Annotated in this window: 19 protein-coding genes; 5 read left to right on the forward strand and 14 right to left on the reverse strand. The window is 36.3% G+C overall.

Annotated elements, in window-relative coordinates:
* Positions 1-60: 60 nt before the first annotated feature.
* From BK585_RS11590 to nirB, 9 genes are all read right to left on the reverse strand, one after another.
* Positions 61-1,221: a hypothetical protein gene (locus tag BK585_RS11590; RefSeq protein WP_078553601.1), complete on the reverse strand. Its 1,161-nt coding sequence runs from the start codon at positions 1,219-1,221 to the stop codon at positions 61-63.
* A gap of 17 nt (positions 1,222-1,238) precedes the next feature.
* Entirely contained in the window at positions 1,239-1,703 is a 465-nt protein-coding gene (locus BK585_RS11595; protein ID WP_139367547.1) for a CBO0543 family protein, read from the reverse strand.
* 204 nt (positions 1,704-1,907) lie between these two features.
* Entirely contained in the window at positions 1,908-3,713 is a 1,806-nt protein-coding gene (locus BK585_RS11600) for an ABC transporter ATP-binding protein (RefSeq protein WP_078553603.1), read from the reverse strand.
* Complete coding sequence (locus tag BK585_RS11605; RefSeq protein ID WP_078553604.1) at positions 3,706-5,472, reverse strand: ABC transporter ATP-binding protein; 1,767 nt, start codon at positions 5,470-5,472, stop codon at positions 3,706-3,708. The genes BK585_RS11600 and BK585_RS11605 overlap by 8 nt, the downstream gene beginning before the upstream one ends.
* 298 nt (positions 5,473-5,770) lie before the next feature.
* Positions 5,771-7,282, reverse strand: coding sequence for a UDP-N-acetylmuramoyl-L-alanyl-D-glutamate--2,6-diaminopimelate ligase (locus tag BK585_RS11610; protein WP_078553605.1), 1,512 nt, complete (start codon positions 7,280-7,282; stop codon positions 5,771-5,773).
* A 171-nt stretch (positions 7,283-7,453) separates the two neighbouring features.
* Positions 7,454-8,395, reverse strand: coding sequence for an NAD(P)-dependent oxidoreductase (locus BK585_RS11615; RefSeq protein WP_281248899.1), 942 nt, complete (start codon positions 8,393-8,395; stop codon positions 7,454-7,456).
* Positions 8,396-8,421: 26 nt separating this feature from the next.
* Positions 8,422-10,017, reverse strand: coding sequence for an aspartate:alanine exchanger family transporter (locus BK585_RS11620; RefSeq protein ID WP_078553607.1), 1,596 nt, complete (start codon positions 10,015-10,017; stop codon positions 8,422-8,424).
* A 98-nt stretch (positions 10,018-10,115) separates the two neighbouring features.
* Positions 10,116-10,436 (reverse strand): nitrite reductase small subunit NirD, encoded by a 321-nt coding sequence (gene nirD / locus BK585_RS11625; protein WP_078553608.1) that lies wholly within the window; start codon positions 10,434-10,436, stop codon positions 10,116-10,118.
* A 16-nt stretch (positions 10,437-10,452) separates the two neighbouring features.
* Positions 10,453-12,870: a nitrite reductase large subunit NirB gene (nirB, locus tag BK585_RS11630; RefSeq protein ID WP_078553609.1), complete on the reverse strand. Its 2,418-nt coding sequence runs from the start codon at positions 12,868-12,870 to the stop codon at positions 10,453-10,455.
* Between the two features lie 681 nt (positions 12,871-13,551).
* Between nirB and BK585_RS11635 the strand changes: the two genes are divergently transcribed.
* Entirely contained in the window at positions 13,552-14,880 is a 1,329-nt protein-coding gene (locus tag BK585_RS11635) for an MFS transporter (RefSeq protein WP_078553610.1), read from the forward strand.
* A gap of 64 nt (positions 14,881-14,944) precedes the next feature.
* Here BK585_RS11635 and BK585_RS11640 read toward each other — a convergent pair whose 3' ends face one another.
* Both BK585_RS11640 and BK585_RS11645 read right to left on the reverse strand, forming a co-directional pair.
* Entirely contained in the window at positions 14,945-16,792 is a 1,848-nt protein-coding gene (locus BK585_RS11640; protein ID WP_078553611.1) for an ABC transporter ATP-binding protein, read from the reverse strand.
* The gene (locus BK585_RS11645) at positions 16,789-18,516 is read right to left on the reverse strand and encodes an ABC transporter ATP-binding protein (RefSeq protein ID WP_078553612.1); all 1,728 of its coding nucleotides are present in this window, start codon (positions 18,514-18,516) and stop codon (positions 16,789-16,791) included. Before BK585_RS11645 ends, BK585_RS11640 begins: the two co-directional genes overlap by 4 nt.
* Positions 18,517-18,697: 181 nt before the next feature.
* Between BK585_RS11645 and BK585_RS11650 the strand changes: the two genes are divergently transcribed.
* Positions 18,698-19,222 (forward strand): hypothetical protein, encoded by a 525-nt coding sequence (locus BK585_RS11650; RefSeq protein ID WP_078553613.1) that lies wholly within the window; start codon positions 18,698-18,700, stop codon positions 19,220-19,222.
* Between the two features lie 93 nt (positions 19,223-19,315).
* Here the strand turns inward: BK585_RS11650 and BK585_RS11655 are convergent, their stop codons facing one another.
* Positions 19,316-21,364, reverse strand: coding sequence for a molybdopterin-dependent oxidoreductase (locus tag BK585_RS11655; RefSeq protein WP_078553614.1), 2,049 nt, complete (start codon positions 21,362-21,364; stop codon positions 19,316-19,318).
* A 255-nt stretch (positions 21,365-21,619) separates the two neighbouring features.
* Between BK585_RS11655 and BK585_RS11660 the strand changes: the two genes are divergently transcribed.
* A complete protein-coding gene (locus BK585_RS11660; protein ID WP_078553615.1) occupies positions 21,620-22,561 on the forward strand; it encodes a 3'-5' exonuclease in 942 nt (313 codons plus the stop codon).
* A gap of 97 nt (positions 22,562-22,658) precedes the next feature.
* Complete coding sequence (locus tag BK585_RS11665) at positions 22,659-23,540, forward strand: dimethylarginine dimethylaminohydrolase family protein (RefSeq protein ID WP_078553616.1); 882 nt, start codon at positions 22,659-22,661, stop codon at positions 23,538-23,540.
* Between the two features lie 34 nt (positions 23,541-23,574).
* Here BK585_RS11665 and BK585_RS11670 read toward each other — a convergent pair whose 3' ends face one another.
* Entirely contained in the window at positions 23,575-25,500 is a 1,926-nt protein-coding gene (locus BK585_RS11670; RefSeq protein WP_078553617.1) for an ATP-dependent DNA helicase, read from the reverse strand.
* 121 nt (positions 25,501-25,621) lie between these two features.
* Between BK585_RS11670 and BK585_RS23715 the strand changes: the two genes are divergently transcribed.
* Positions 25,622-25,906, forward strand: coding sequence for a hypothetical protein (locus BK585_RS23715; RefSeq protein WP_139367548.1), 285 nt, complete (start codon positions 25,622-25,624; stop codon positions 25,904-25,906).
* Positions 25,907-25,950: 44 nt separating this feature from the next.
* Here the strand turns inward: BK585_RS23715 and BK585_RS11680 are convergent, their stop codons facing one another.
* On the reverse strand, positions 25,951-26,547 hold the full coding sequence (locus tag BK585_RS11680) for a hypothetical protein (RefSeq protein ID WP_078553619.1): 597 nt from the start codon (positions 26,545-26,547) through the stop codon (positions 25,951-25,953).
* Between the last annotated feature and the right edge of the window lie 92 nt (positions 26,548-26,639).

Here is a 26,639-nt window from a genome sequence, read left to right on the forward strand (position 1 = left end):
AAACGCTTACATTTTTCTAGTAATATTTTTACTATTTTTGAATAGCGTTCGTATCGACTTTTACTCCATGTTTTTATGGGTAATTCTATTTAGTTCCTCTTGCTCATCATTTGAAAGGTATTCACTTTTGTCATTGTTTACAAAATGAGTCCACTTCGCAAGCTTGCTAATCCAATGAACAACATTGGGACCCCCTGTTTCCATAATAGAAGAAGCTAGGTCACTTGCTGCAGCTTTGATAATTAAATCGTACCCGACATTACCTAATAAATGCATTCTCTCAAGCATGGCAAGTCCACGGTCATATTCATCTCGAATGAATTTCATTTTTTCAACATAGTCTACACCGCTTACTATCGAATCAGCTGCATAAATACCTGAAAGGATAGATTTAAACACACCGAATCCTAAAAAGGGATTATTGCATCCCGCATTGACGCCTGTTAGAAAAGTATTTCCGATGCGAATTTGGTCAGGAGTTCCAAGTACATAGTTTTTAATTTGATGTTCTTCCATTATTTCATAATTCCCATTAATTTGTTCCTGTTTAAACAACTGCCAGCCTTTTTCAATTTCTTCAGGGGTTTTATACTCACCAACAACAGCAAACATCGCTAACCCTTCATCTAAAGGCATTTTGTAACTATAGCCTTTATGAATATATTTGTTATTTAACCAACATTCTACTTGATTAGCACTAATTTTTATCCTCTGTTCTTTGACAATGGCATAATTAAAAATAATATGAGCGTCTACCCGAAAACGAACGGTCTCTGCTAGATAACTACAGTTTCCAGTCGCATTTACGATATAATCATATTCATTCACTATCGTTTTATAATCAATATTCATACCAAATTGTATTTTTGTTTTTAACTGACTTCTAATTTGATTTTCTAATGAATCTTTGGCACCACCACGCTTCATTACATGTCCGAGAAATCCATAAAACTCTGCTTCGGTACTGGGCCCATAGTTTTTACTATGAAAGATTCGTGCCGCCGACTTTAGCATTAACCCATAATTATCAGCAAGATACGCAATAAAATCTTGTATAGGACGATGAAGAATTTCAGGTGTTAATTCTGCATAGGTATTTGGTTCAAATGGACCTTTTTTATTATCAAATATATGAATAATTCCATTAAAATCCAATTTTTCCAACTGAAATGCGCAAGCGGCGCCTGATGCCCCTGCACCTATGATTGCTACTTTTTTCATTTTGTAAATCTCCTTTGTTAGTTAAATTTTCGATATAACCACTTATAAAATGAAAACCATAAAAGAAAAGATATAATTGAACCAAAAAGAGTATATGAAAGTTTCCATTTTTTAAAACGTAATAAACGAGTATACCGTATGATTAACAGATCTTGAATGACAGTAAAAATGGTGAATATTGCTGTTGCTAGAGGGAGTTTTCGCTTATGGAAAGCCCAATCAATTAACAATAATGAAAAAATGGGTAGTAATATGTAATCGTAAATGATATTAAAAGCAAATTTTTTGGGGTATGGCCGGTGTGGAAAAGCTAAATATCCTCTATCTATTAATAAATTTGAAAAAAAAGATATACCTTGCCCCAACAATAAAATATAACTAAAGAAGAGCAGAACCTGTTTTGTATTTTTCATTCTTTTAAATAAAGCAGCAATCACTGTGACAGTAAAAAAGGATAACATAACATATTCCCTTACTAACAACATCGGACCCTCCTTTTCCACTTAAAAACGTACCTTTATTTTGTCTTAAAACTATAAAAATTATAATACAAACGCGTTTGCCATAAAAAAGAGTGTCGGACAAAAGGTAAAAAAACGAAGCCACTGAAAAAGTTAAAAATCTAACTTTTTCAGTGCCCTCAAAAAAACAACCTTTGGTTCCACACTCTTCATTTTGTAACGCTATTATGCGATACCTTCAAACTGAGCTTTTACTAAATCATAATAGTGCCCTTGATTTCTCATTAAAGCGTCGTGATTTCCTTGCTCGATAATATTCCCATGCTCTAATACAATGATGTTATCTGCTTCTCTTACAGTCGATAAGCGATGGGCAATCATAATCGCCGTCCTTCCTTTTAACAGAATTTGTAATGCTTTTTGAATCTTCTGCTCAGATTCTGTATCTATACTTGCAGTAGCTTCATCTAAGATTAAGATTTGTGGATCCGCTAAAAGTGCCCGTGCAAATGATAGTAACTGACGCTCGCCAACGGATAATATATTTCCTCTTTCTTCTACTTCTGTCTCATAGCCATTTTTTAATTTTTCTATAAAGCTATGAGCCCCAACTATTTCAGCTGCTTGAATAACTTCCCTATCTGATGCAGTTGGATTTCCAAACCGGATATTCTCCATAATGGTACCTGAGAAAATAAAGGTATCTTGAAGAACAATGCTAACTTGAGACCGTATGTTATCAAGTTTTAAATCTCGAACATCAATTCCGTCAATTAGCACCGACCCTTTTGTAGCATCATAGAAACGAGAAATTAAATTTACAATCGTCGTCTTCCCTGAACCAGTATGACCAACTAAGGCAACAGTTTCTCCTGCCTTTATGTTTAGATTAATCTTATTTAATGCCTTCCGTTTTTGGTCATAGGCGAACTCCACATCTTTAAAAGTGATGTCACCCGCAATCTTATTTATCGACTTAGCATCCTTCTTTTCAGGAACAGACGGCTTCTCGTCTAAAAACTCAAAAATTCTTTCTGAAGAGGCCATCCCAACAAGAAGTTGGTTATATACATGACCTAAACGTGAAATTGGTTCCCAAAACATACCGATATAAAATGCAAATGACACAAATATACCAATATCAATTGAGTTTGATTGGATTAATGTCACACCATACCAAATCAAAATCGCTGTCCCGAAGGCATTAGACATTTCTACAAATGGATGGAACATCGCATTTTTTTGGGTGGCATTGCGCCAGGCTTGGAAATTATCTTGATTCACTTCCTTAAAGAAAGCCATATTTTCTTGTTCCTGAGTATACGATTGAGTCACCCTAATTCCCTGTATACTTTCATTTAGGTGTGAATTAATTTGAGATTGCTTCACACGAACGTCCTGCCATGACCTTCTAATCTTTTTTCGCAATCCAGTTGATATAAAAATCATAATTGGCAGAATGACCATGATCGCTAGTGTCAATTCCGGACTTAATATAAAGAGAATGACAAAAATCCCGATTAGCATTATGATATCCATTAATAAATTTATAACCCCGTTTGTAAATAAATCCTGAAGAGAATTTACATCGTTTGTAACTCTCACAAGAATTGAACCAGCAGAGCGTTGGTCAAAAAAACGATGAGACAACCGTTGAATATGCTTAAATAAGTGTTGCCTCAGGTCGTAGATTACATTTTGACCGAGCATATTCATCCAACGTATTCTAAAGGTTGTAGCAAGCCAGGATAGTAAATATAAACCAGCAATAATTAGAACTACATTCACTAAGGCTGCTACATCTCGTTCATAGATCACATTATTTAAGGCATATACACCTATGAGAATTGGTGTAACTAGACGTATAGATGTAGAGATTATCATAGCCATTATTGATAATGGCAATAGCGTTTTTGAGTAGGGTTTGATATAGGTAAGTAAACGAACCATTTGCTTCCAGTTAAATGGTTTTTCAATCGCAGAATCAAGAGAATAATAGAATCTATGTTTCTTCACTTTTGCTTCATTCATTGTTAGCCCTCTTTTCTGAAACCACTGCAAGTTGGTCTTTATATTGGATATCATAAATTCGTCTATATGTTCCATTTACCTTTTGCAGTAGTTTTTCATGAGTCCCTCTTTCGATAATTGAACCGTTTTCAAGAACAAGAATCTCATCGGCGTGTTTTAAAGAAGAGATTCGGTGCGCAATGATAAATGTTGTTCGGCCCTTCATTACTTCACGGAACGCTTCTTGTATTTTCTTCTCAGTTTTCATATCAACGGCACTTGTAGCATCATCTAAAATTAAGATACTAGGGTCAATTAATAATGCTCGTGCAATTGCGAGCCTTTGTTTTTGACCACCTGATAGCCCCATCCCACGTTCACCTAAAATCGTTTCATAACCTTCTTCTAATTCCATAATGAAATCATGAGCCTGTGCTCGTTTGGCAGCACTCATAATGTCCTCGATCGAAGCATTTGGATTTCCATAAGATATATTATCTCGAATCGAGGAGGAAAATAAAAAAGTTTCTTGCAAAACGACTCCAATGTTTTGTCGTAATGTTTGCAAGGAATAGGATGCAATCGGCTGACCATCGATGAAAATATCGCCAATTACTGGCTCATAAAACCGAGAAATTAATTGTGTGATGCTCGTTTTTCCAGAACCGGTTGCTCCTATTAGCCCTATCACTTTACCTCTTGGGGCATCAAACGTAATGTTTTTCAGCGCAGGTTCTTCATCATGATTATACTGATGACAAACATTTTCAAAACGGACGTCGCCTTCAAGTCGAGGTATTGTAATTGGCTCAGCAAGGTTTTTAATCGTTTCTGGTTCATCTAAAATTTCTAGTAATCTTTCGCCAGCAGCTTTTGATTGTGAGAATGTATTAATAATAAAGCCTAAATGCATTAAGGGACCAATGATATACCAGACTAAGCTAAAAAAAGCGACTAGTTCACCGGGTTGTATGCTATTTTGAATGACTAACCATCCACCAAAACCTAGTAAGAATACAACACATAATTGACCAATTAACTCCATGATCGGGAAGTAGCGTGCCCAAATGTTTGAAGTATGAATTGACTTCTCTTTATAATTTCTGTTTTTATCTATAAAATTATCAACCTCAAAATCTTCTTTCGATAACGATTTTACGGTATTCATACCACTTATATTTTCTTGTACCTTTGTTGTTAACCGACCAAGGGATTCACGGATGTGTTTAAAAGCAGGATGAACTTTTTTATCAAATTGTTTTACTGTGATAATTAAGAAAGGCATAGAGGCTATAGTGACAAGAGCAAGAGGAACACTAAAATATAACATAATTGAGAAGCTTAATGTGACGAGTAATACCAAATTTAGCAATTGCGCAAAACCAAATGATAAAAAGAAGCGGAAGGCCTCCACATCTGATGTTAACCTTGACATAAGGTCACCTGTTTTGGCATTGTCATAATATCTAAACGGTAAGTACTGAAGTTTTTTATACAATTCATTTCGAAGGTTATACACAGAGCGTATCCCAAACAAATCCCCTAGAAATTGGTGGAAGTACATCGCTACCCCCTTTACCGCCATTAATATTACAAACCCAAAGGCTATGTATGGGACATAGTGAAAATTTCCACTTAAGATGACATCATCAATTGTTATTTTAAGGATAATTGGGTAAATGAGCGTAATGCTTGTGATAAAAAGTAAAAAAACGATGGAGCCAATAAAATATTTTTTTAATGGCCAATAAAAATCCTTTAACCGTAAAAACGTTTTCATAAAATTCCTCCTCTGCTAAACCACACTTTTAAAAAGAATAGTATTAATATAACTTTTTTTAGTTTTATTTTCGAATTAAAAAATGGTTGAATATCAAGATATTTTACCAATATTGAGGATATAGAGTGAATTTCTTGGTTAAAGACCTTTTTATTACTGTTTTACTCCATCTTACAAAAAGAAGAGGGTGAAACAAAAGGTTGTATTTTATGAAGCCACTGAAAAAGTTATAAATCTAACTTTTTCAGTGGCCTCGTTTTTTTCATCTTTTGTCTTATCCCTTTTTCTTCCTATTTCTTTAGTGTATCGGTGGATACTGTTGTTCAATTTCAGTAATCGAAATAGGCACCTCTATTGCGTCTTCTACTTCTGTTAAATAGATAAATGTATCTTTATCCGTTTTGGTTGGCCAAAAAAAAGAATGCTTATAGGATTCAGGACCTTTTCCAGTGATGACAATCCAATCATCTGGTTGTGCTTGTTCTATTGCAAACTGAATTGCTATCGTACGGTCCTTAAAAACTTTCCCTTTATCTCCGCCATATTTCAGTTGCATTTTATGATATTCATTTAGCATCTCGCCTTCTGATACCCCATTTAAATCATCAAGAGTTAAAACAAACTGATCACTTAGTTGAGCAGAAAGCAAAATCATTTCTTTTCGTTTAGAGACATCACCTTTGCCACGAAAACCAAATACGTGAAAGACTCGTCCCCTACTTATTTTTTTAACAGTTTGCAAACAATGCGTTAGGGCATCTGGCGTATGCGCATAGTCAACAACACAAGTAATACCAGAATCGGAACTATATTTTTCAAACCTACCAGGAACACCAGGAAAGCTTGAAAGGCCTTCAATGACATTCTTTGGTTCAATCCCTAGTCCTTGTGCTGCAACAAAGGTAAGCGAGGCATTCCATGCATTATGAACACCACTCATTGGCAATGTCACTTTATGTTTGTTTTTTCCATCATTTAAAGTAAACTCCGTAGCAAATTCTACACTTACGTTTTCTAAATTATAATGATCTGCTTCTTGATATCCAACTGAACATACATTTCGGTTTCTATCAATTAAACGGTCGACTAATCGTGTTCCCCATTCACTTGATGTACAAATATATGCCGTCCCCTGTTTTTTTATTTGGTCAAACAATTTCGCTTTCGTGTCAAAGTAGCTGAAAAGAGAACCATGATAATTAAGATGGTCATGGCTTAAATTCGTAAAAAGGGCATAATCAAACTCAATGCCTTCAACTCTTCCTTGGTCGATACCATGGGAAGAAACTTCTATTATAATGACACTATCCTTACTTTTGGAAATAAGTTGGTGCAAGGTTAAAGAATCTGGTGTAGTATTCCCAGAAGGATATTGTTCACCATTAATAATGTGTGAAATCGTACCGATTAAAGAACACGGAATACCAGCATGTTCAAGGATATGCCTTAGCATATAGGAAGATGTAGTCTTTCCGTTTGTTCCAGTAATACCGATAATCGTATGATTTTCATTTGGATTGCCGTAGAATGTCTTTGCTAGTTGTGGCAGAATTTTTCGTGCATTTGAAACTTGAAAATAAGGAACTTGTAAGTTAGTAATCGGCTTCTCACCAATTACCGCTACTGCTCCCGCATTTATAGCATCATTAATAAAGTTATGTCCATCCAACTCATATCCAGAAATGGCTACAAACACATGATTCTTTGACATTTTCTTAGAATGAAAGTGTAGACCTTCGATATCAATTTCTGGTATCGTATCCTTTTCATATGGTATGTTAATGGACTCTAACAACGAACGTAACTTCATATGGTGGATTTCTCCTTATGTAAAAAAGTTTGCAAATCTAAAAATAGTTTTCCCTAATAAACATAAAATATAATGAATAAAAAAGAAATGGTTAAAGAAACGTGAGTGAAAGGTAAAGAAAAAGGGTGAGACAAAAGGTAAACACCCTTTTCTCTCACCCTCTTCGATTATCTACGCGTTTTCTTTGTAATATTTATAAAGTGCTTGAGTTCCGCTACTATCTTCCCCGCGTTCAGCGAGTTGTTCGTATAGCGATTTCGCTAAACAAAGACCAGGTGTCGAAAGCCCCAGTTCTTCCGCTGATTCAACAGCAATTTTCATATCTTTAATAAAATGTTTTATATAAAACCCCGGAGCAAAATCTTCTTGCATCATTCTAGGAACTAAGTTTGATAATGACCAACTTCCTGCGGCTCCTGTAGAAATACTTTCTAGCACACGGTGTGGGTCAAGCCCTGCCCGTTCCGCATAAGTAATTGCTTCAGTAACACCCATCATCGTAGAAGCAATCGCGATTTGGTTGCACATTTTTGTGTATTGACCTGACCCTGCAGGTCCTTGAAGAATGACATTAGACCCCATGATGTTTAATATGGATTCTACATCAGAATAGGCCCAGTCATCCCCTCCAACCATGATCGTTAGCTCTCCTTTTCTTGCTCCAATATCACCACCAGAAACTGGAGCATCCAAGGCGTACATGTGTCGAGTTTTTGCTCCTTCATGAATCTTCTTTGCAAGCATCGGACTAGATGTTGTCATATCGATTAGATATGTGCCAGGACGTGCTGAGTCAATAATTCCATTTGGACCTAAATAAGTTTCTTCCACATCGTCAGGAAATCCTAAGATGGTAATAATCACATCTGCCTCTGACGCTAATTCTATAATTGAATCCCGCCAGTGCGCTCCTTTTTCTAACAAGGCATTTGCTTTCTCTTTCGTACGATTAAAAACAAGAACTGGATATGAAGCGTCTAATAGATGACTTGCCATACTACTTCCCATTACACCTGTACCGATAAAACCAATAACTGTGTTATCTTTACTCAGCATAACATCCCTCCTTTGTTCTACTATAATACTTCTCTGTTTTTGATATATTCCCTTCATTTTCAGAATATTTAGTAGAAACTGTATTAAAGGATTAATGCTAATAATTGAGCTGAAATGGCCACAAAAATTAAAGCTATTGGGTAAGCAGCAGCATATGCAATCGCAGGGTCCTCAGAATCAATTAGCGTATTACATGCGCCTAAACCAGGAGTACTTGTAAGTCCACCACAAATTGCTCCTAGAGAGTGCACCATACTCAATTTAAATATTTTTCTAGCTAACACAATCGCAAAAAACATTGGTACTAGCGTAATGATTGCTCCGCCAATAAGCAAGCCTATCCCTTGGCTTGCAACCACATCAACTAATCCCTGTCCAGCCATCGTACCCGCACCAGCTAAAAACAAGACTAACCCTACATCACGTATGACTCGATTAGAAGGTTGATAATAGCGGGCATGTATTGGACCGATTTTTCCAAAGTGAGCAATGATAATGGCAATAAACAAAGGACCTCCAGCGACACCTAATGTCATCGTTCCTAGACCAGGAATTTGAATGGGTACCATTCCAATTAAAATACCAATTAACAGAATGATACTAAGTGAAAAAATATGGACATTCGTTTCATTCAATGTAGAGATACCAAACAATTTCTTCACTTCTTCGATTCTTCTATCACTTCCGACAATGGTTAAAATATCCCCTCGCTCAAAACGCCATGTTGGGGATTGAGGAAATTCATAACCAGCACGCTCCATCCTCGTCACAGTTACTCCGTATTGTTCTCTTAGCTTTATATCTCTTACGTTTTTCCCGAGAAGTTCTTGTGATTCAACGACAACTCGGTGGATTTTTAAATTCGTCTGGAAATGGATATCTTCTTTTACCTGATTTCCAATTTCAAGTTGAAATGGTTCTAAATCCTCTGGATAGCCAACCACAATCATTTTGTCGCCTTTTAGTAACACCGTATCATTTCTTCCTAAAAAATTACGGTCGCCACGCATGATACGGCTAATAACAACCGCACTTTTTAATTCTTGCTGGATTTCTTTTATTGTTCGTTTATGGATACGATCTTTTGTAACTTCAATGATTCTTTTTTCAAGCGTACTTGTTTTTCGAACAGGGTTTACTTTTTTATCTAAATCCTTTTGTAAATCTATCTTTAGAATCCTTGGAAGTAATTGTACAAATAGGACAACGGCTACAACACCAAAAGGATAAGCAATTCCGTATCCTACTGACACTAACGGGTCGTTTGTCGCTTCAAGGCCTGCTGCTAAACCAGGAGTGCTCGTCAGTGCTCCTGTCATTAAGCCTATACTAAGAGGTGCACTTATATCAAAAACCTTTGCAACAATAATTGTAGTAATGGTAGCCACAACGACAATAAGAAAACCGATAATACCAAAGATAAGACCACTGCTTTTTAACATCCGAAAAAAACGTGGTCCGGCTTGTAAACCTACCGAAACAATAAATAAGCTAAGACCCAGTTGCTGTACTATCGTTGGAATTTGATACCCATAATGACCAAATACCATCGCAACAAGTAAAACTCCTGAAGCACCAAGGTTTAAACCTTTAATTTCAATTTGACCGATAAGAGAACCAAGAAGCAAGATAAAAAAGATTAATACTAACGGGTTCTCTAACAACGATATGATAGTCATACCTATTTTCCCCCAATTACTGATTCACTCTTTTTTGTAAAAATAGGACAAGTGACCAATGAATCGATTCATTGACCACTTGTCATCTGTTCCTTCAGTTATACCATAAGATAAATCGTATCTCCATCTAACTCCACTACATACGTTTTCACTTTCCCTTGGTCAGGCGCTTGTACAAGACCATCTACTAATGAAATCTTCCAGTCGTACACTGGACAATATACATATTCCCCACTTACAAGTCCTTCAGAAAGGACACCGCCTTTTGGATGTGGACTTTTATTTTCAATGACACGGACCGTGTTATCTGACAAGCGAAATATAGCAAGTTCATGGTCAAGTACTGTTAATGGGTGACCAATGCCAATGACTAAATCAGATAAGTTTCCAATGTTTATTTTTCTTGTTTCTGTTAGCATGTTTCCCTCTCCTTTTCTATTGAACTGGTACTGTAATTGTTCGTTTATTGTAGTACGTATTTCTAATTTCTTCGCTGTCTAAAGCTTGTTGCCATGGCTCTTCGTAACGAGCTAGTGTTTCGGCTAATCTTCCATTTAGTTCTGCTCTTTTTTCTGCTTGCTCTACCACTTCTTTGACATGGTCAAAACCTAGGCGCTCAAGCCATACAGACGTTCTTTCTAAATACATGGCTGTTTCACGGTAATATTGAAGATACGCCCCAGTAATCTCGTAAACTTCCTCTTCAGTTTTCACCGTACATAACAAGTCACCTGCTCGTAACTCTGTACCGCCATTACCAGCCACATAAATTTCCCAACCACCATCTATACCAACAACACCAACATCCTTAATACCAGATTCTGCACAGTTTCTAGGACAAGCAGATACACCCATTTTTACTTTATGAGGAGTATCAAGTCTTTCAAAACGCTTCTCTAACTCAATACCTAATCCCATAGAATTTTGAGTGCCAAATCTACAGAAATCAGCTCCAACACAAGTTTTTACAGTTCGTAAGGTTTTACCATATGCATAACCAGATGGCATACCCAAGTCTTCCCATACAGCAGGTAATTGTTCTTTTTGAATTCCAAAGAGCCCTATTCGCTGCCCACCTGTTAACTTTACAAGTGGAACATTGTATTTATCTGCAACCTCAGCTATTTTACGGAGGTCTGCTGCTGTTGTCACACCACCATACATTCTAGGAACAACAGAATACGTACCGTCTTTTTGAATGTTTCCGTGGTATTTTTCATTCACTAGGCGAGAGTTTCTATCATCCTGATATTCAGGATAAATCATTCCTAAATAATAGTTTAAAGCAGGTCGACATTTAGAGCATCCTTCTTCTTGATTCCACTCCAGCACCATCATAATTTCTTTAACAGTCGTTAATCCTTTTTCTTGAATTTCAGCAACCACTTCATCACGGCTTAATGAAGTACACCCACATATCGTTTGTTTTTGTGCATTTTCATCAAACGCATCTCCTAACGTGTATTCAAGCAAGTTAGCAATCATTGGCTTACAACGACCACAAGAACGCCCTGCATTTGTGCATCCGCCAACCTCAGCAACTGTTGTTAACTCGTTCTGTTGGATTGCTTCAACAATGGTTGATTTCGTGATTCCATTACATCCACAAACGATTTCTTCATCTGCCATAGTTGCTACGTCATTTGATTCAGTTGCCCCAGCTTGGAAGAAAGAGATACTTGCGATATCTGAAATGTCCTCTTTTTGAGTTAGCATTCGATAAAGTCTTGAGCTATCATTCGTATCACCATATAAGACAATTCCCACGATTTGATTATCACGAACAAGAACCTTTTTATAAACGCCTTCAAGTTCGTTATAAGCAGTCATTGATTTTGTTGATGCGTCATCATAAATTTCTCCAGCTGAGAATAAATCAATTTCTGCCACCTTAAGTTGAGTCCCAAGAATTGAGCCTTCATACGCATTTTCTTTATTATCTAATAACACTTGTGCTAGTACTTTTCCTTGCTCATATAAAGGTGCGACTAACCCATAGACGACTTCACGATGCTCAGCACACTCTCCAACAGCATAGACATTAGGAACGTTTGTTTCTAAATGGTCAGTCACTACAATCCCGCGATTCACTTCAATGTCCGTATTACGAACAAGGTCAATATTAGGTACAATTCCAGCTGCCATTACGACTAAGTCTGCTTCTACTTCAGTCCCATCCTTAAAGCGTAGTCCTTGAACTCGGTCATCACCTGTAATTTCGACAGTTGCTTTTTCCATTAAGAAATTTAAGCCTTGTTCTTCAAGTTCTTTTTTCAACATCGTAGAAGCAATAGGGTCAAGCTGTCTCTCCATTAAGTGCTCCATCAAATGGACAACATCTACTTCCATTCCTAAATGTACTAGACCTTTTGCAGCCTCTAGTCCTAGTAGACCACCACCAATGACTACGGCTTTTCGATACTTGTTAGCCGTTTCCATCATTGTTAAGCAATCTTTAATATCTCGAAAGCCAATCACGCCTTCTTTTTCAATACCTGGTATCGGAAGCATTAAAGGCAATGACCCTGTTGCAATAATGAGTTTGTCATATGGTACTATTTTTCCTTTACTAGATGTTACAACTTGGTCTGCTGTATTAATTTCTGTGATAGGCTCATCTGTATATAATGTAATGTGATTTGTAATATACCAATCCCAATTGTTCATGATTGTTTCATCAAAAGTTGTTTCACCTTGAAGGACATTTGATAGCTGAATGCGATTGTAATTCGGGTGTGGCTCTTTTCCGAATATAGTAATTTCATATGCATCTGGGTCGCGATTTAATAATTCTTCAATCGTACGAACCCCCGCCATACCATTACCAATCATCACTAATTTTTTCTTTGTCATAAGAATCTCCTCCACTTTGTTCGTCGAAAGTCAATTTGTTTTTCTTTTTTGTATACGTTTATTGTACGAGGAGGAAAACGATTCAGTTGTGATAAATGTCACACTTACACCATTTTTTGTGAATGGATTCACATATTAGACAAAGTTGGATAAAAAGTGAGACAAAGTCGCCCTTTTTTATAAGCAAGGAGCGCAGCCACTGCTTCTTTCAAAGTGTTTTTACAAGTGCCCTTCTTGTAAAAAACGCGCAGTGTGCGAAGCCCTTGCTCTTCCAGAGTTATCCTCCAGGGCATCTTTGAACTTTCAAAATTTATGCTTTCTTACCTTCTAAGCGAAGTCGCTACCTTCCTTAACATCAAACATAAGTGACTTTCTTTTGTTTGATGTGTCGCGAGTGAAGCCAGTGCTCTTCTTCGAATGCTCGAAAAAATGCTTTCTTATAGGAAAAGAAAATGTCATCCCCTGCTTTTCTTCATTATTATGTTTTTAATTCTGTTTTTCAGGCTGTTTATGAATTGTGAAGAAATGATGTCTTTGACATAAATCTTTTTTAATTTAAGGCGTAAGTGTGACAAACATCACACGTGTTTATTTCTTTTGGTTGTATTATCAGGTTAATCACTCCGATGAAAAAAATCATTGGAGATAGCTATTCATTATAACTTTATGGAGGAATTTATTATGGCAAGAATTACAGAGTGGAAACCAGAAGATCCCGCGTTTTGGGAAAAAGAAGGAAAAAAACATGCAAAGAGAAACTTATATATTTCAATACCAACGTTAATGCTCGCTTTTATCGTTTGGCAAATTTGGTCCATCGTTGCTGTTCGATTAAATGATATTGGCTTTCAATTCACAGCAGAACAATTATTTACACTAGCAGCTGTTCCTGGGCTAGTAGGGGCGTCACTACGCTTCATCTATACCTTTGCTGTCGGTAAATTTGGTGGTAGAAACTGGGTTGTCTTTTCAACTGGTATCTTAGCTATCCCTGCTTTAGGAATTGGATTTGCCGTTCAAAACCCAGATACACCATATTGGGTGATGTTAACACTAGCTGCGCTTTGTGGACTTGGTGGCGGTAACTTCTCATCTGCGTTAGCTAACATTAGCTTTTTCTTCCCTAAAAAAGAAAAAGGAACGGCTCTTGGAATTAACGGTGGTCTTGGAAACATGGGGGTATCCGTTGTTCAATTCGTAACACCACTTATTATTACAATCGGTACATTTTCTTTTATTGGTGGAGAAGCACAAGTATTACCTGATGGATCTCAAATTTGGTTACAAAATGCGGCGTTCTTTTGGGTAGGACCTATTATCTTAATGACTATCATTGCATGGTTTGGAATGGATAATCTTCCAACGTCTAAACAATCTGTGAGTGACCAGTTTGTTATTGTGAAGCGTAAGCATACATGGATTATGACTTGGTTATATGTAGCAACATTCGGTTCATTCATTGGTTATGCAGCAGCATTCCCACTTTTATTAAAATCTCAATTTCCTGAGTATGTCTCTTTAGCTTTCTTAGGTGCTTTTCTAGCAGCAGCGTTCCGGCCTTTTGGTGGATGGTTATCAGATAAGTTTGGTGGAGCACTTGTAACAACAATCGTATTATTTATGATGGGTGCTGGAGCACTATCTGTTATTTATTTCACGGGTCAGCAATTGTTTATTGGGTTCATCATTTCATTCCTTGTGTTATTTATCGCAGCCGGAATGGGTTCAGGGTCAACATTCCAAATGATTCCGATTATATTCCCTGTGAAAGAAGCTGCTCCTGTCCTTGGTTTCACTGCAGCATTTGCAGCATATGGTTCTTTCTTCATTCCGAAATTATTTGGTTGGTCTGTAGCAAATACAGGAACACCAATTACAGCTCTATACTTCTTTATCGCTTTTTATGCCGTATCTATCGTCATCAATTGGTATTACTACCAACGTAAAAATGCAGAAGTAAGAATTATGGGCAAACAAGAAGATGAAGTTTCTGAAAAGGCTGCGAGTTAAGAAACTTTTATAGAAAAAACAATGAGCGGGGATTAGTCCTTCGCTCATTGTTTTTATTTTGCACTTAACTCGCTGATTCTTCAGTTGAAAATTGACTATAATATAAATCAGCATAATATCCTTTTTCTGTAAGCAATTGTTGATGTGTTCCTTTTTCTACGATATTTCCTTGATGCAAAACTAAAATGAGGTCTGCATCCTGAATCGTTGATAAGCGATGGGCAATAACAAAGCTCGTATGCCCTACCATGAATTCATTCATTGCTTTTTGAATATTCATTTCTGTTCTTGTATCAACACTACTCGTTGCCTCATCCAATAGAAGTATTTTGGGCTTTGCCAAAATTGCTCTTGCTATCGTTAGGAGCTGTCTTTGACCTTGGGAAATGTTAGCGGCGTCTTCAGTTAAAATCGTGTCATACCCTTCTGGCAACGTTCGAATAAAGTCATCTGCATACGCTTTTTTAGCTGCTAAAATAATGTCTTCTTCTGTTGCATCTTCATTCCCATAAGCAATGTTGTCACGGATTGTCCCATTGAATAACCATGTATCTTGTAAAACCATAGCAAACAAACTTCGGACTTGCTCTCTTGATAACGACGAGATTGGGACGTTATCAATTTTAATTGCACCTTGATTTAGTTCATAAAAGCGCATTAGTAAATTGATTAATGTCGTTTTTCCTGCCCCTGTTGGACCGACTATTGCTACGGTTTGCCCTTCCTTCACATCTACACTTACTTCTTTAATAATTGGCTTTGTTTTATCATAACCAAACGTAATCTTTTCAAATGAGACATCGCCTCGTAAGTTCTCAAGAGAGATGGAAGCAGGTATTTCTTCTTTTTCTTCTTCTTCATCAAGCAACTTAAATATACGTTCAGCAGAAGCTAAAGCGGTTTGAATCATATTGGCTATTCCCGCAATTTGAGCCATCGGATGAGAAATTTGCTGAGAATATTGGATAAAAGCCTGGACATCCCCAATTCGGATACTGCCATTTAATACTAAGAGACCACCGGCAATACTAACAAGAATATAACCTATATTACTAACAAACATCATCATAGGCATCATAATCCCAGAAATAAATTGGGCTTTCCAACCAGCATGATAAAGTCTTTCATTAATCTTATCGAATTCGTTAATCGAATCATCTTCACGACCATATGCTTTTACAATTTGATGGCCCGAAAACATTTCTTCAATATGTCCATTAATCTCACCAAGTTCATTTTGTTGATTTTCGAAATGTTTTTGTGAGTAAGAAGCAACAGATTTGATGATAAACAAACTAAGTGGAATGGTAACAAACACGACTAAGGTTAATAACGGGCTTATGAATAACATCATCACAATAATCCCGATAACGGTAATTACAGAAGTAATGACTTGTGTAAGTGCCTGTTGTAACGAGTTGTTGATGTTATCAATATCATTAACAGCCCGGCTTAATAAGTCACCATGCGAATGATTATCAAAATATTGTAACGGAAGTCTTGTTATTTTCTCATTGACCTCTTGTCGCATTTCCGCAATGGTTAGCTGTGCCACACTAGCCATAATATATTGTTGCAAAAATGAAAATAAAGAAGATGCAAAATATAATAAAAGTAGGATAATAAGCAGTTGACCTATAAAGCCAAAATCTACGCTTGTACCCGACATGAAACTATCAAAAATCGACGAAGTTGCATCACCAAGTAGTTTAGGGCTGATAACTGTAAACAAAGTTGCAAAAATAGAAGCTATGAATACAACAATAAGTTGTGATTTTCTTGGTTTTAAATACCGAAGCAATCGATAGAAAGTTTTTTTGAACTCCTTCGGCTTTTCTCCAGGTGGCATTGGGCCATGACCGAATTGCTTAGGTTTCTCAGGAGGCTGAGTACCCTTTCTATTTTTTGTCATGCACTCTCCCCCTCTGTCTTTTGAGATTGATAAATTTCTTGATAAACGGCGTTCGTCTTTACTAACTCGTCATGTGTACCAACACCAGCTATTTTCCCTTCATTAAGAACAATGATTTGGTCAGCGTGGATGATACTTTGGATTCGTTGTGCGATTAAAATAAAGGTACTTTCCTTGGCCTCTTTTTCAATGACTTTTCGCATTTTTGCCTCTGTTTTATAATCTAGCGCTGATGTACTATCATCAAATATATAGATTTTAGGTTGTCGAACAAATGCTCTTGCAATCGATAACCTTTGTTTTTGACCACCCGATAAGTTCACACCAGCTTGCTCGATAGCAGAATGAATTCCGTTTTCTCGGTCTATCACAAATTCAGTTGCTTGTGCTTTCTCAATCGCCAACAGTATATCGTCATCTGTCGCATCATCTTTTCCATAACGGATATTTTCAGCAATTGTACCTGTAAACAGCGATGCTTTTTGAGGCACATACCCTATTAACTGCCTAAGCTCCTTTTGAGAAATCGTACGGATATCATTCCCACCAATTTCAACAGAACCTGAAGTCGTATCATAAAAACGTGGAATTAATTTAGCTAACGTACTTTTACCTGCCCCAGTACTGCCAATTATAGCTGTAATGTTTCCAGGTTTTGCGGTAAAGCTTATCTCTTCAAGTGCTGGTTTTTCCGCACCAGTATAGTGAAACGTCACATTTTTAAAGGAAACCGTACCATTGATGTATTCCAAGGAAACAGGTTGTTCGGAATCTTTAATATTCGGTTGTTGAAGTATGATTTCATTTACACGCTTAGCAGAAGCCTGAGCTCTCGGAATCATCACAAATGCCATAGACAACATAACCAATGACATTAAAATCATCATCGCATACTGTAAAAATGCCATTAAGTTTCCTACTTGCATCGCTCCTGCATCAATACGAATGGAACCAAACCAAACAATAGCAACATTGGTAAAGTTCATAATCAATAACATAACCGGAAAAAGAAACGCAATAATTTTATTGACTTTTATCCCTACATCTCGATAGTCATGGTTTGCCTCATTAAACCGATTTTTCTCAAAAGAGACACGATTAAATGCACGAATGACACGAACCCCAATTAAAGATTCACGTAATATTAAATTTAATCGGTCCGTTTTTTGTTGAAGGACCCCAAATAAAGGAATTGCTTTTTTCGAAATGAAAAAGATAATGCCTGCCAATACAGGCAAAGCCCCTAAAAAAATTAAAGATAGCATGGCATCACGAGACACAGCTAGAATAATTCCCCCCACCAACATGAGTGGGGCTCTTGTCATCATCCTCAGCATCATATTTAAGACATCTTGAATTTGTTTGATATCATTCGTTGTTCTAGTTATTAATGAAGCCGGTCCTATTTTTTCATATTCTTCTAGGGAAAAGTTTTCTACATGAACAAATAGTTTTCTACGAAGATCCCTTCCGAATCCTAAGGCAATTTTTGATGCAAAGTAAGTGACCGCAATCGTTAGTAAAACAGCGAGTATGGAATAGATAATCATCCAACCTCCTGTTTGTAGAATAAACGGAATATCTTCGTTGACAATTCCAATGTCTACTACATCCGCCATTAATGTAGGTAAGTATAACTCTAATAAAATCGCTCCTAATGTAAACACAAGAACCGCAATAATTTGCATTCGATATGGTTTTAAATATTTGATTAATGCTAACATCGTAAACCCCTATACTCGTAAATTTTTGTTATGTACATAAATGATATATCAAATATATATTTTAGTTATTAAACTATTTTATCTGATATATGAAAATTGTCAATTACAAAGAACTGCGCTTATGATACTATAACGATATATGACTCCCGCTAAAATACTAGTCATAAAAAGGAGCTTTTCCATGTTTGACCCAACGATATATGAAAATTTAAAGGTCGTCTTAGAAGGCGATATCTATGATTTAGATTTCGCTGAAAAAATCGAAGTGACAAATCGCCGTGATTTAATTGATTTAGCTACGATGTCACGCCAATATTCTATACAATATCAAATCCGTGAGTGTATTCATACATATCCCTATGCAGAAATAACTCTCCGTTCAGAACTAGAGGATTTTGCTATAGAAAAAATAGAAGGCAATGAATATAAAGCTGGCTGTTATGTAGAAGTTGAATTTGTAACTGAAATTTTTAGGGAGCAAGATTGTGATTACATCCAAAAATATTTATTAAAATTATGGGATCATCGCCCCCTCATCAACCAAAAAATCTATTATACTTATGGTCATGAGAGTCAGGTTTTCTGTAAAATCCAATTAAACTTCACAAGAAAGATTAATGAAGAGCAAGTGGATGACATTCAAAAGGTTGTCCACTATAGCTTATCCTCATTAGAATTTTTTCATAATAAATATAGAAAAGCGTGAGGACAGTTGTTCCCTCACGCTTTTCTTTTCATTTCTACCTTACTTAATGACACTACATTAATTGTACAGTATATAAAATTTCAATGTAATGATTTATAAGTCTACCTTATTTATGTTTACGCGCCCTGAAAAAAAAGTCGCGCCACCGCCCATGTCGGATAATCGATCTGGTGTTAAAGCATTAACAAAATAGTTTTCACCATCCTTGTCAGCCCAAAGTCCTTGAGAAACTACAACCCCAGGAAGTACACTATCACCTACAGATGCCATTATCATACATTCTCCCCTATGGTTACTGATTTTTACTTTTTCACCATTCTCTATCCCCAGTCGATCCGCATCTTTATGATTCATAAAAAGCTTCGGGTTTTTTTCAAGGGTTATATGTTTGTTGTTATTTGAAAAAGTCGAATTCAGAAAATTATGGTTTGGCGCTGGTATAAACCAAAAATCTCCTCCTTCCTCTTCCTCTTTTTTTAATGGCATATATGTTGGTAAAGGTGGTAGCCCAAGTTGTTCCATTGTTGAAGAATAAAGCTCTATTTTACCGCTAGCAGTGGGTAAGGATTGAAGGAAATTTTCCGTATCCTTTGCCTTAATATACTTCTCTGAACGCAAATCATTTAAAGTAATATGTTCTATATATTTATTGTTTGTTTCCGTAAAAGCTTGATTAATTAGTTCATCATCTGAATCATGTAAAACAGGGTCATTAAAGTTGAAAGAAGCTGCTAACAACCGAAACACATCTGAGTTTGATTTACTTTCTTCATACGGATGAATGACTGGTACGTGATAGTGAATATAATGATGCCAGTAAGATGTGAAAAAATCCGTGTTTTCAAAGGAAGAAGTCGCCGGAAGTACCACATCCGCATACATTGCCGTCTCCGTTAAAAACAGGTCGTGAACAACCGTAAATAAATCCTTCCTTGCCAAACCTTCTCTTACTTTATTTCCATCTGGAGTTACTAAAGCCGGATTACTATTGTAGACAAATAGAGAATGAATGGGAGGATTCATGTCTACTAGGGCTTGACCTAAGAGATTCATATTTATCATTCTCGTTGGTTCTTTAAGAAGGTCAGGACGACGGAGTGCTTCGACATTATGTCGTAAGTAACTACCATTTCCTTTTATTGCTCCCCCTCCTCTTTGGTTCCATTGACCAGTTATAGCTGGCAAACATGCAATTGTCCGTACGGCCATTCCACCATTATCATGATGCTGTAATCCATTTCCAATACGGATAAAGGAAGGGTTTGTCGTACCATACAACCTTGCAAGTTCATACAAATCTGATACAGAAACACCTGTTATTGAAGAAACGGTATGTGGGTCATATTGGCGCACATGTTCCTGTAATTCCTTATGGCCTATCGTATGTAATTCTAAAAACGATTCATCAGCCATGTTTTCTTCAAACAGAATATTCATGATTCCAAGAGCTAAAGCAGCATCTGTACCGGGTTCAATAGGAATAAACCAATCGGCCAGACGTCCCGTTTGATTTTTATGAACATCTATGACCACAATTTTTGCTCCGTTTTTACGTGCTTTTTGAGCAAGCGCTACTTGGTGCATATTTGTGCTTACCGCATTTATCCCCCAAAAAATAATAAGCTTCGAATGGACAGTTTGCTCAGGGTCCGTTCCAAGACTCCCGCCCATCGTGTAGCTATAGCCGACAGAACCGGCTGCCGAACAAATGGTCTGGTCAAGTCTGCTTGCTCCTAACGTATGAAAGAAACGTCTATCAATGCCTTCAGCACTTAGTCTCCCCATGTTTCCATAAAAGCTATAAGGAAGAATCGTTTCAGCACCATAGTCTTTTATTAGTTTCTTCCATTTTGAAGTAATGACTTCGATTGCTTCAGACCATGAGATTCGTTCAAATTTCCCTTCGCCCTTCTTTCCTATTCTTTTCATAGGGTACTTTAGCCGTTTTTTATCATATATTCTATCGGGCATATGTCTTACTTTATTGCAGATATGACCTTGTGTAACCGGATGTACAGGATCCCCTTCAATTTTAACGATTTTCCCATTTTTCTTATGTATAAGAAGACCGCATTGATCGGGACAATCCAATGAGCAAACCGAAGGGAATACACCACTTTCTTGCTGTATATAACTTTCCATAAAACCACCTCATTCTTAAAATGAACGTTCTTTTCATATCATTGTTTATATTGTAATTATTAAAATACTTCTCTTAGTTGCATCAATGTACAACTAGCATATAAATAAAAAGGTTATAAGTATACTATACAATACACAGTAATTTAGTAGATAATATTCCAACTCTTTTGTTTTATTTTGTTTTCTGGAATTTTTTCTTACTAGTTATATTTTTACTAGTTAGGTATAATTGTAGTTTCTGAAAGGAGGTTGTTTATGTTGACGAACGACATTAATCAACTTGTTTTTTTTGATTTTGAAATGCTTTGTTCAAATCGTGGGATGGCTTACGAAGATATGGAAGCGATTCGATTAGGCGCTGTAAAATATAATACGACTTCAAAGACCATTTCTACGTTCGAAAGATATATAAAACCTACAACAACGAGTCCACTTACAACGTTCTGTAAAAAGCTAACCGGAATTACAGACGAAGATTTACAGGATGCTGATGATTTTAAAACCGTCTTCACTGAGTTCATCTTATGGATTGAAGATATAGTGTCTACTCGCTTTTATTCCTGGTCACCAAGTGATATCACTCGTCTAGCGATAGATAGTAAACGCCATAAATTAGATGCTACATTAATTACAATGATTGAAAAAAGGTATAATGATTTTCAAGCCACCTTTACAAAATTTGTTTCAAAAGATAATTATTCAGTAGAGAATGCTCTACAACTTTTCGAACTACCTTTTGTTGGTGAACAACATAACCCATTATTTGATGCTTATAACACGTTGCGGATTTACCTTGCTTATATAGACCAACCTGTCCTATCTGACCAAATTATGCTTAAACAGTATTTCTCCTATACCTTATCACATCATCCTACTGAAATTAATGAATTTCTATACACTACGATTAAACAAGATATACACTTCTTACTTTTAAATACTGAACAAATCTATACGATTAGAGAAGCCAAAAAGAAGGTAAAAGAGATTAAACGACTTGCCCGTAAATATAACAACATTATGATAAACCGTTCAGGTCTTTTCACGGAGACAAATAGGCAATTAATTACTTGCATACTTTCATTTTACCGTGAATTAGTAAGTTGTTACAAAGAACACAGGAATTTCTCATCAAAAATTATGATTTTAGATGACTTTATGTTTGAACAATTTCAACAATATTATTCGAAGGAAGGATAATCCTGCCTTCTACATACGGGATCTTCACCCAATAAATATTGCCATGGACTTAGGGAATACTAAAACCAGAAAATATACTTATAGGAGTTGTCCCAGAATGCAAACAGAGACATTAATTCATACCTATTGTAGTAGCGAATACGACGTGTTAAAACAAGTCATTCTATGTGAACCTGAGCATATGACGATTCGTGATGTCATAAATGAAACACAGAAAAAATTTAAAGATGTTGGTATCCATATAGAATTGGCAATGAAACAACACCGTAACTTTGTACAAACACTAAAAGACCATAATATAGATGTCGTATTATTACCTACCAAGGATAAGTTTCCTGAACAAGTGTTTACTCGCGATATAGGATTTACGCTGGGAAATACGATTTTTGTTGCTGATATGGCCAATAATGTTAGACAAGGAGAAGAAGATGTCTTAAAATTCTGGCTTGAAGACGAAAAGATTTCTTATTTTAATTTAGTGGGGGATATGATTGAAGGTGGCGATGTAATTATCGACCAAAAATCAATCTATGTTGGATTAAGTGACAGAACCAATCAAAACGCGATAGACCATCTTCAGACAATTATGCCCCAATATGAAATATATACGATTCCATTTACGGAAAAGTATCTTCATTTAGACTGTGTATTTAATATTCTTTCTCCAACCGTGGCACTTATTTATTCTCCTGCCCTACAACAGAAAGAAATTGACATACTTGCTTCACGCTATGAACTTATAGAGGTATCGGAAGAAGAGCAATTTACTCTTGGTACGAATGTGTTGTCGATTGGTAATAAAAAAGTAATAAGTTTGCCTGTAAACCAACATGTAAATTCGGAAATGAGAAAAAGAGGATTTGAGGTCATTGAAGTTGATATTACAGAAATTATAAAATCTGGCGGGTCATTTCGCTGTTGTACACTTCCTACTGTTCGAAAAGGACAACCGGAAATGCTTCACTCTACAAAGATATAAAAACATTATAAAAAGGCGACACGGTCGCCTTTATTTATTTCCAGGACAAAGGAACTGGAAGAATTTTTTCAATTTCATCGATGTACATTTCTTTCTCTAGGTCTGTTAACCACAGATGGGCAATTCCATGATCCGTTGATGTCCGAATTAATCTACCTAATCCTTGACGTAATCGTAAGAGCATATAAGGGGTATCCACCTCTTCAATTGAATTCTTTGCATAGTTCCGTTTTGCTTCAAATACTGGGTCTTTAGGCGGAAACGGCAATGAAGAAATAATTACTTGGGATAATGACTGACCTGGTACATCTAACCCTTCCCATAAATGGTACGAACAAAGAATTGACGCTTCATTTTCTTGAAACTCTTTGACAATTTCACTGATTTCTTGATCTCCCTCATACAATACGTTCAATTCCATCGTTTCCTTTTCTGACCATAAACGAAAACGCGCCATTTCCTCAAGAGAAGGAAATAAAACAAGCGACTTTCCGCCCCACTTCTGAAGTTCACTATATATATTTTTCCACTTTTCATCCTCAGTTTTTTGGATATGACCATTGATTTTCATTTGTTGGTCATAATCAAACGGTGATGCCACTGTAAACGAAGTGTAATTCTCAATTCCCAAACTTTTGGAGATGTACGTAAAATCTCCTGCTCTGGACATCGTTGCAGACGAAAAAACAAAAGGAATGTTTTGAGAGAATACTTCTTTTTTTAATACATCTTCCACTAAGCGAGGGAGAATGACAAAAGTAGTATCTTTATCTGTTTCTTCTAACCAATAAATGGCTTGGTCTTCCTTTTTTAAGATGGATAATCCATAAGAAAAGAATTCCAAATACTCTTCTATAATTTTCACTTGATATTCTTCGATCGTGTACAATTCCGAATCAAATACAAGCTGTTCTAAAAGCTGATGTACTTTATCGTCCAATATATTTACAACTTTCATCATACTTTCTGAAAATGGTACTTCTCGACGTTCTGATCCTTCAACTCGTTTTGCAGTACTTTTTAATAAGTCAAACCATTCATCGTGTAATTGTAAGATATCTTCAATTACAAACAGGGATTCTTCTCGAACATTTTGGTTCATATACCCAGTTAGTACATTGGTTAACGTTTCGGCATGAAAGCGATAAGTAAGCGCCTTTTGGGCAGAAAATTCAAGAAGGTGACCTTCATCAAATACAACACAGCTGGCCTCGGGCAATAACGGAATTTGCCCTTCACGTTTTCTCGATTCCTTCGTCCAAACATGTTCCATATAAAAATCATGAGAACAAACGACTAAATCTACGGCCTCACGGTAATAGTTACGGTTTAATGTTTGTCCACAACGATGCCTAAAGTCACACGTTGAACATTGTTGTAACGGGTCCCACGCCAGGTGTTGCCAAATGTCATTTGGTACCCATGGGTATTCCTTTCGGTCACCATAACGCGAAAATGAACTCATTGATGCACTAGAGTTATAAACAAAACTAGGGATGTTTTCATGTACACGTAAAGTATGGTCATCATCAGAGTTCCCAAAATAATCATCTAATTTCTTCACACAAACATACTGTTCTCTTGCCTTCGCTAAACGGACATCTACTTTAAGGTTAAGTGCCTTCTCGAGCTTTTCGATATCTCCACCTTTTTTTACAAGCTGTTCAATTAAGGTTTCATCCGCACAGGAAATGATAGCAGGTTTTCTCATATATCTAGCATAGCAAATAGCATACAGTAAATAGACAAACGTTTTACCCGTACCTACGCCCGCTTCAGCAAATATTGTACTTTTATGTTTAAAGGCATGTTCTAATTGAAAGGCCATAAAAATTTGTTCGTCACGTAATTCATAGCCTTGATCAGGTAATATGTCATAAAATACATCACCAACATAATCACCTAATCGGTCAAAAAAGTTTTCTGTCTTTGAAATCGAAAATGGTAAAGTAGTTTTCATCATCTGCTCCGTTCTTTAACTATAAGTCTGAAAGGTTTACTTCTAATCATAACAGAAAAAGTGAAAAACAAGGAATAAAAAGCTCCGATTTCTATTATGGGAAAAAATAGAGTATATATAAGTGATAGCACTGAAAAAGGTCGGTTTTACTTTTTACATTCGGAAAAATCCATCTAACAGTATCCAAGCTTTTTTATCCTTACGAGTGAACAGAAGATGGTTAAAGGTGGAGAAAGAAGCACTAGATAACTATCTATGTAATGCCTATTATGATTGTACCAATGCTATTTCTGACCTCGAAACTTCTGGAATTTCCTGTCCAGATTTTAAAGAAACAGCTCCAGCTATGGTAGAATATTACGAAAAACATAAAAAGGACGCTACAAAGCATATTCGGATTGGCTAACCCAATCCGAAAGCTAACTTTGATACTAAAAAATAACTACGACTCTAGCTTGTGTCTTTATGTTCGCTCATCATTATCTTTAATTGTTGGAGAGCAAATTGATCAGCCGCTTTTTCATGGGGGATTTGACGGTATTTTTTCTTTTCTGCAAAACTGTAACCTGCATTCATTTCTTCTAAAAACCGGTTATAATAGGGTTCGCCTTTACCGAAATATTCAAGAAGTCGCTCTCTTTTTCCTTTCCCCGCACCGCCTATCAATCCATGAATTAAATGCCCAAATTCATGTAAGCATACAAAAGCTGCATACTCAAAACAAGTCACATCTGTCTGTTTCATTTCTAAATGATACTCTTTTTTCGAGTAGTCCTCAGCAACTGTTAAAATGTTGATATATATAATTGGTTGAAATTCGTTAACATTTGAGGTTATCTCTAATTCTCCTGGAAAGTTAATCGGTTCATCACATAAATAAAATGTGACGTCACGAACCACATTTTCATAAATTGAAGTTTGTAACCAATCAATGGTAGCTTCTACTCCAGCTAACGCCTCAACTGTTTGTTGTTTCGATAGACTAAAATAGGTCTGAAAAAAATGTGGACTTTTATTATTATATGTTAAGTTCTTGATAATTTCCAAGTCCACTCCTCCTATTCACATAAATACGTTATCTGTACCCCTCCCTATTAACCTTATGTGACCAGGGAAAAAATTACGATGAAATCAAAACC

The organism is Bacillus alkalicellulosilyticus, from assembly GCF_002019795.1.
Classification (GTDB): Bacteria; Bacillota; Bacilli; order Bacillales; family Bacillaceae_F; genus Bacillus_AO; species Bacillus_AO alkalicellulosilyticum.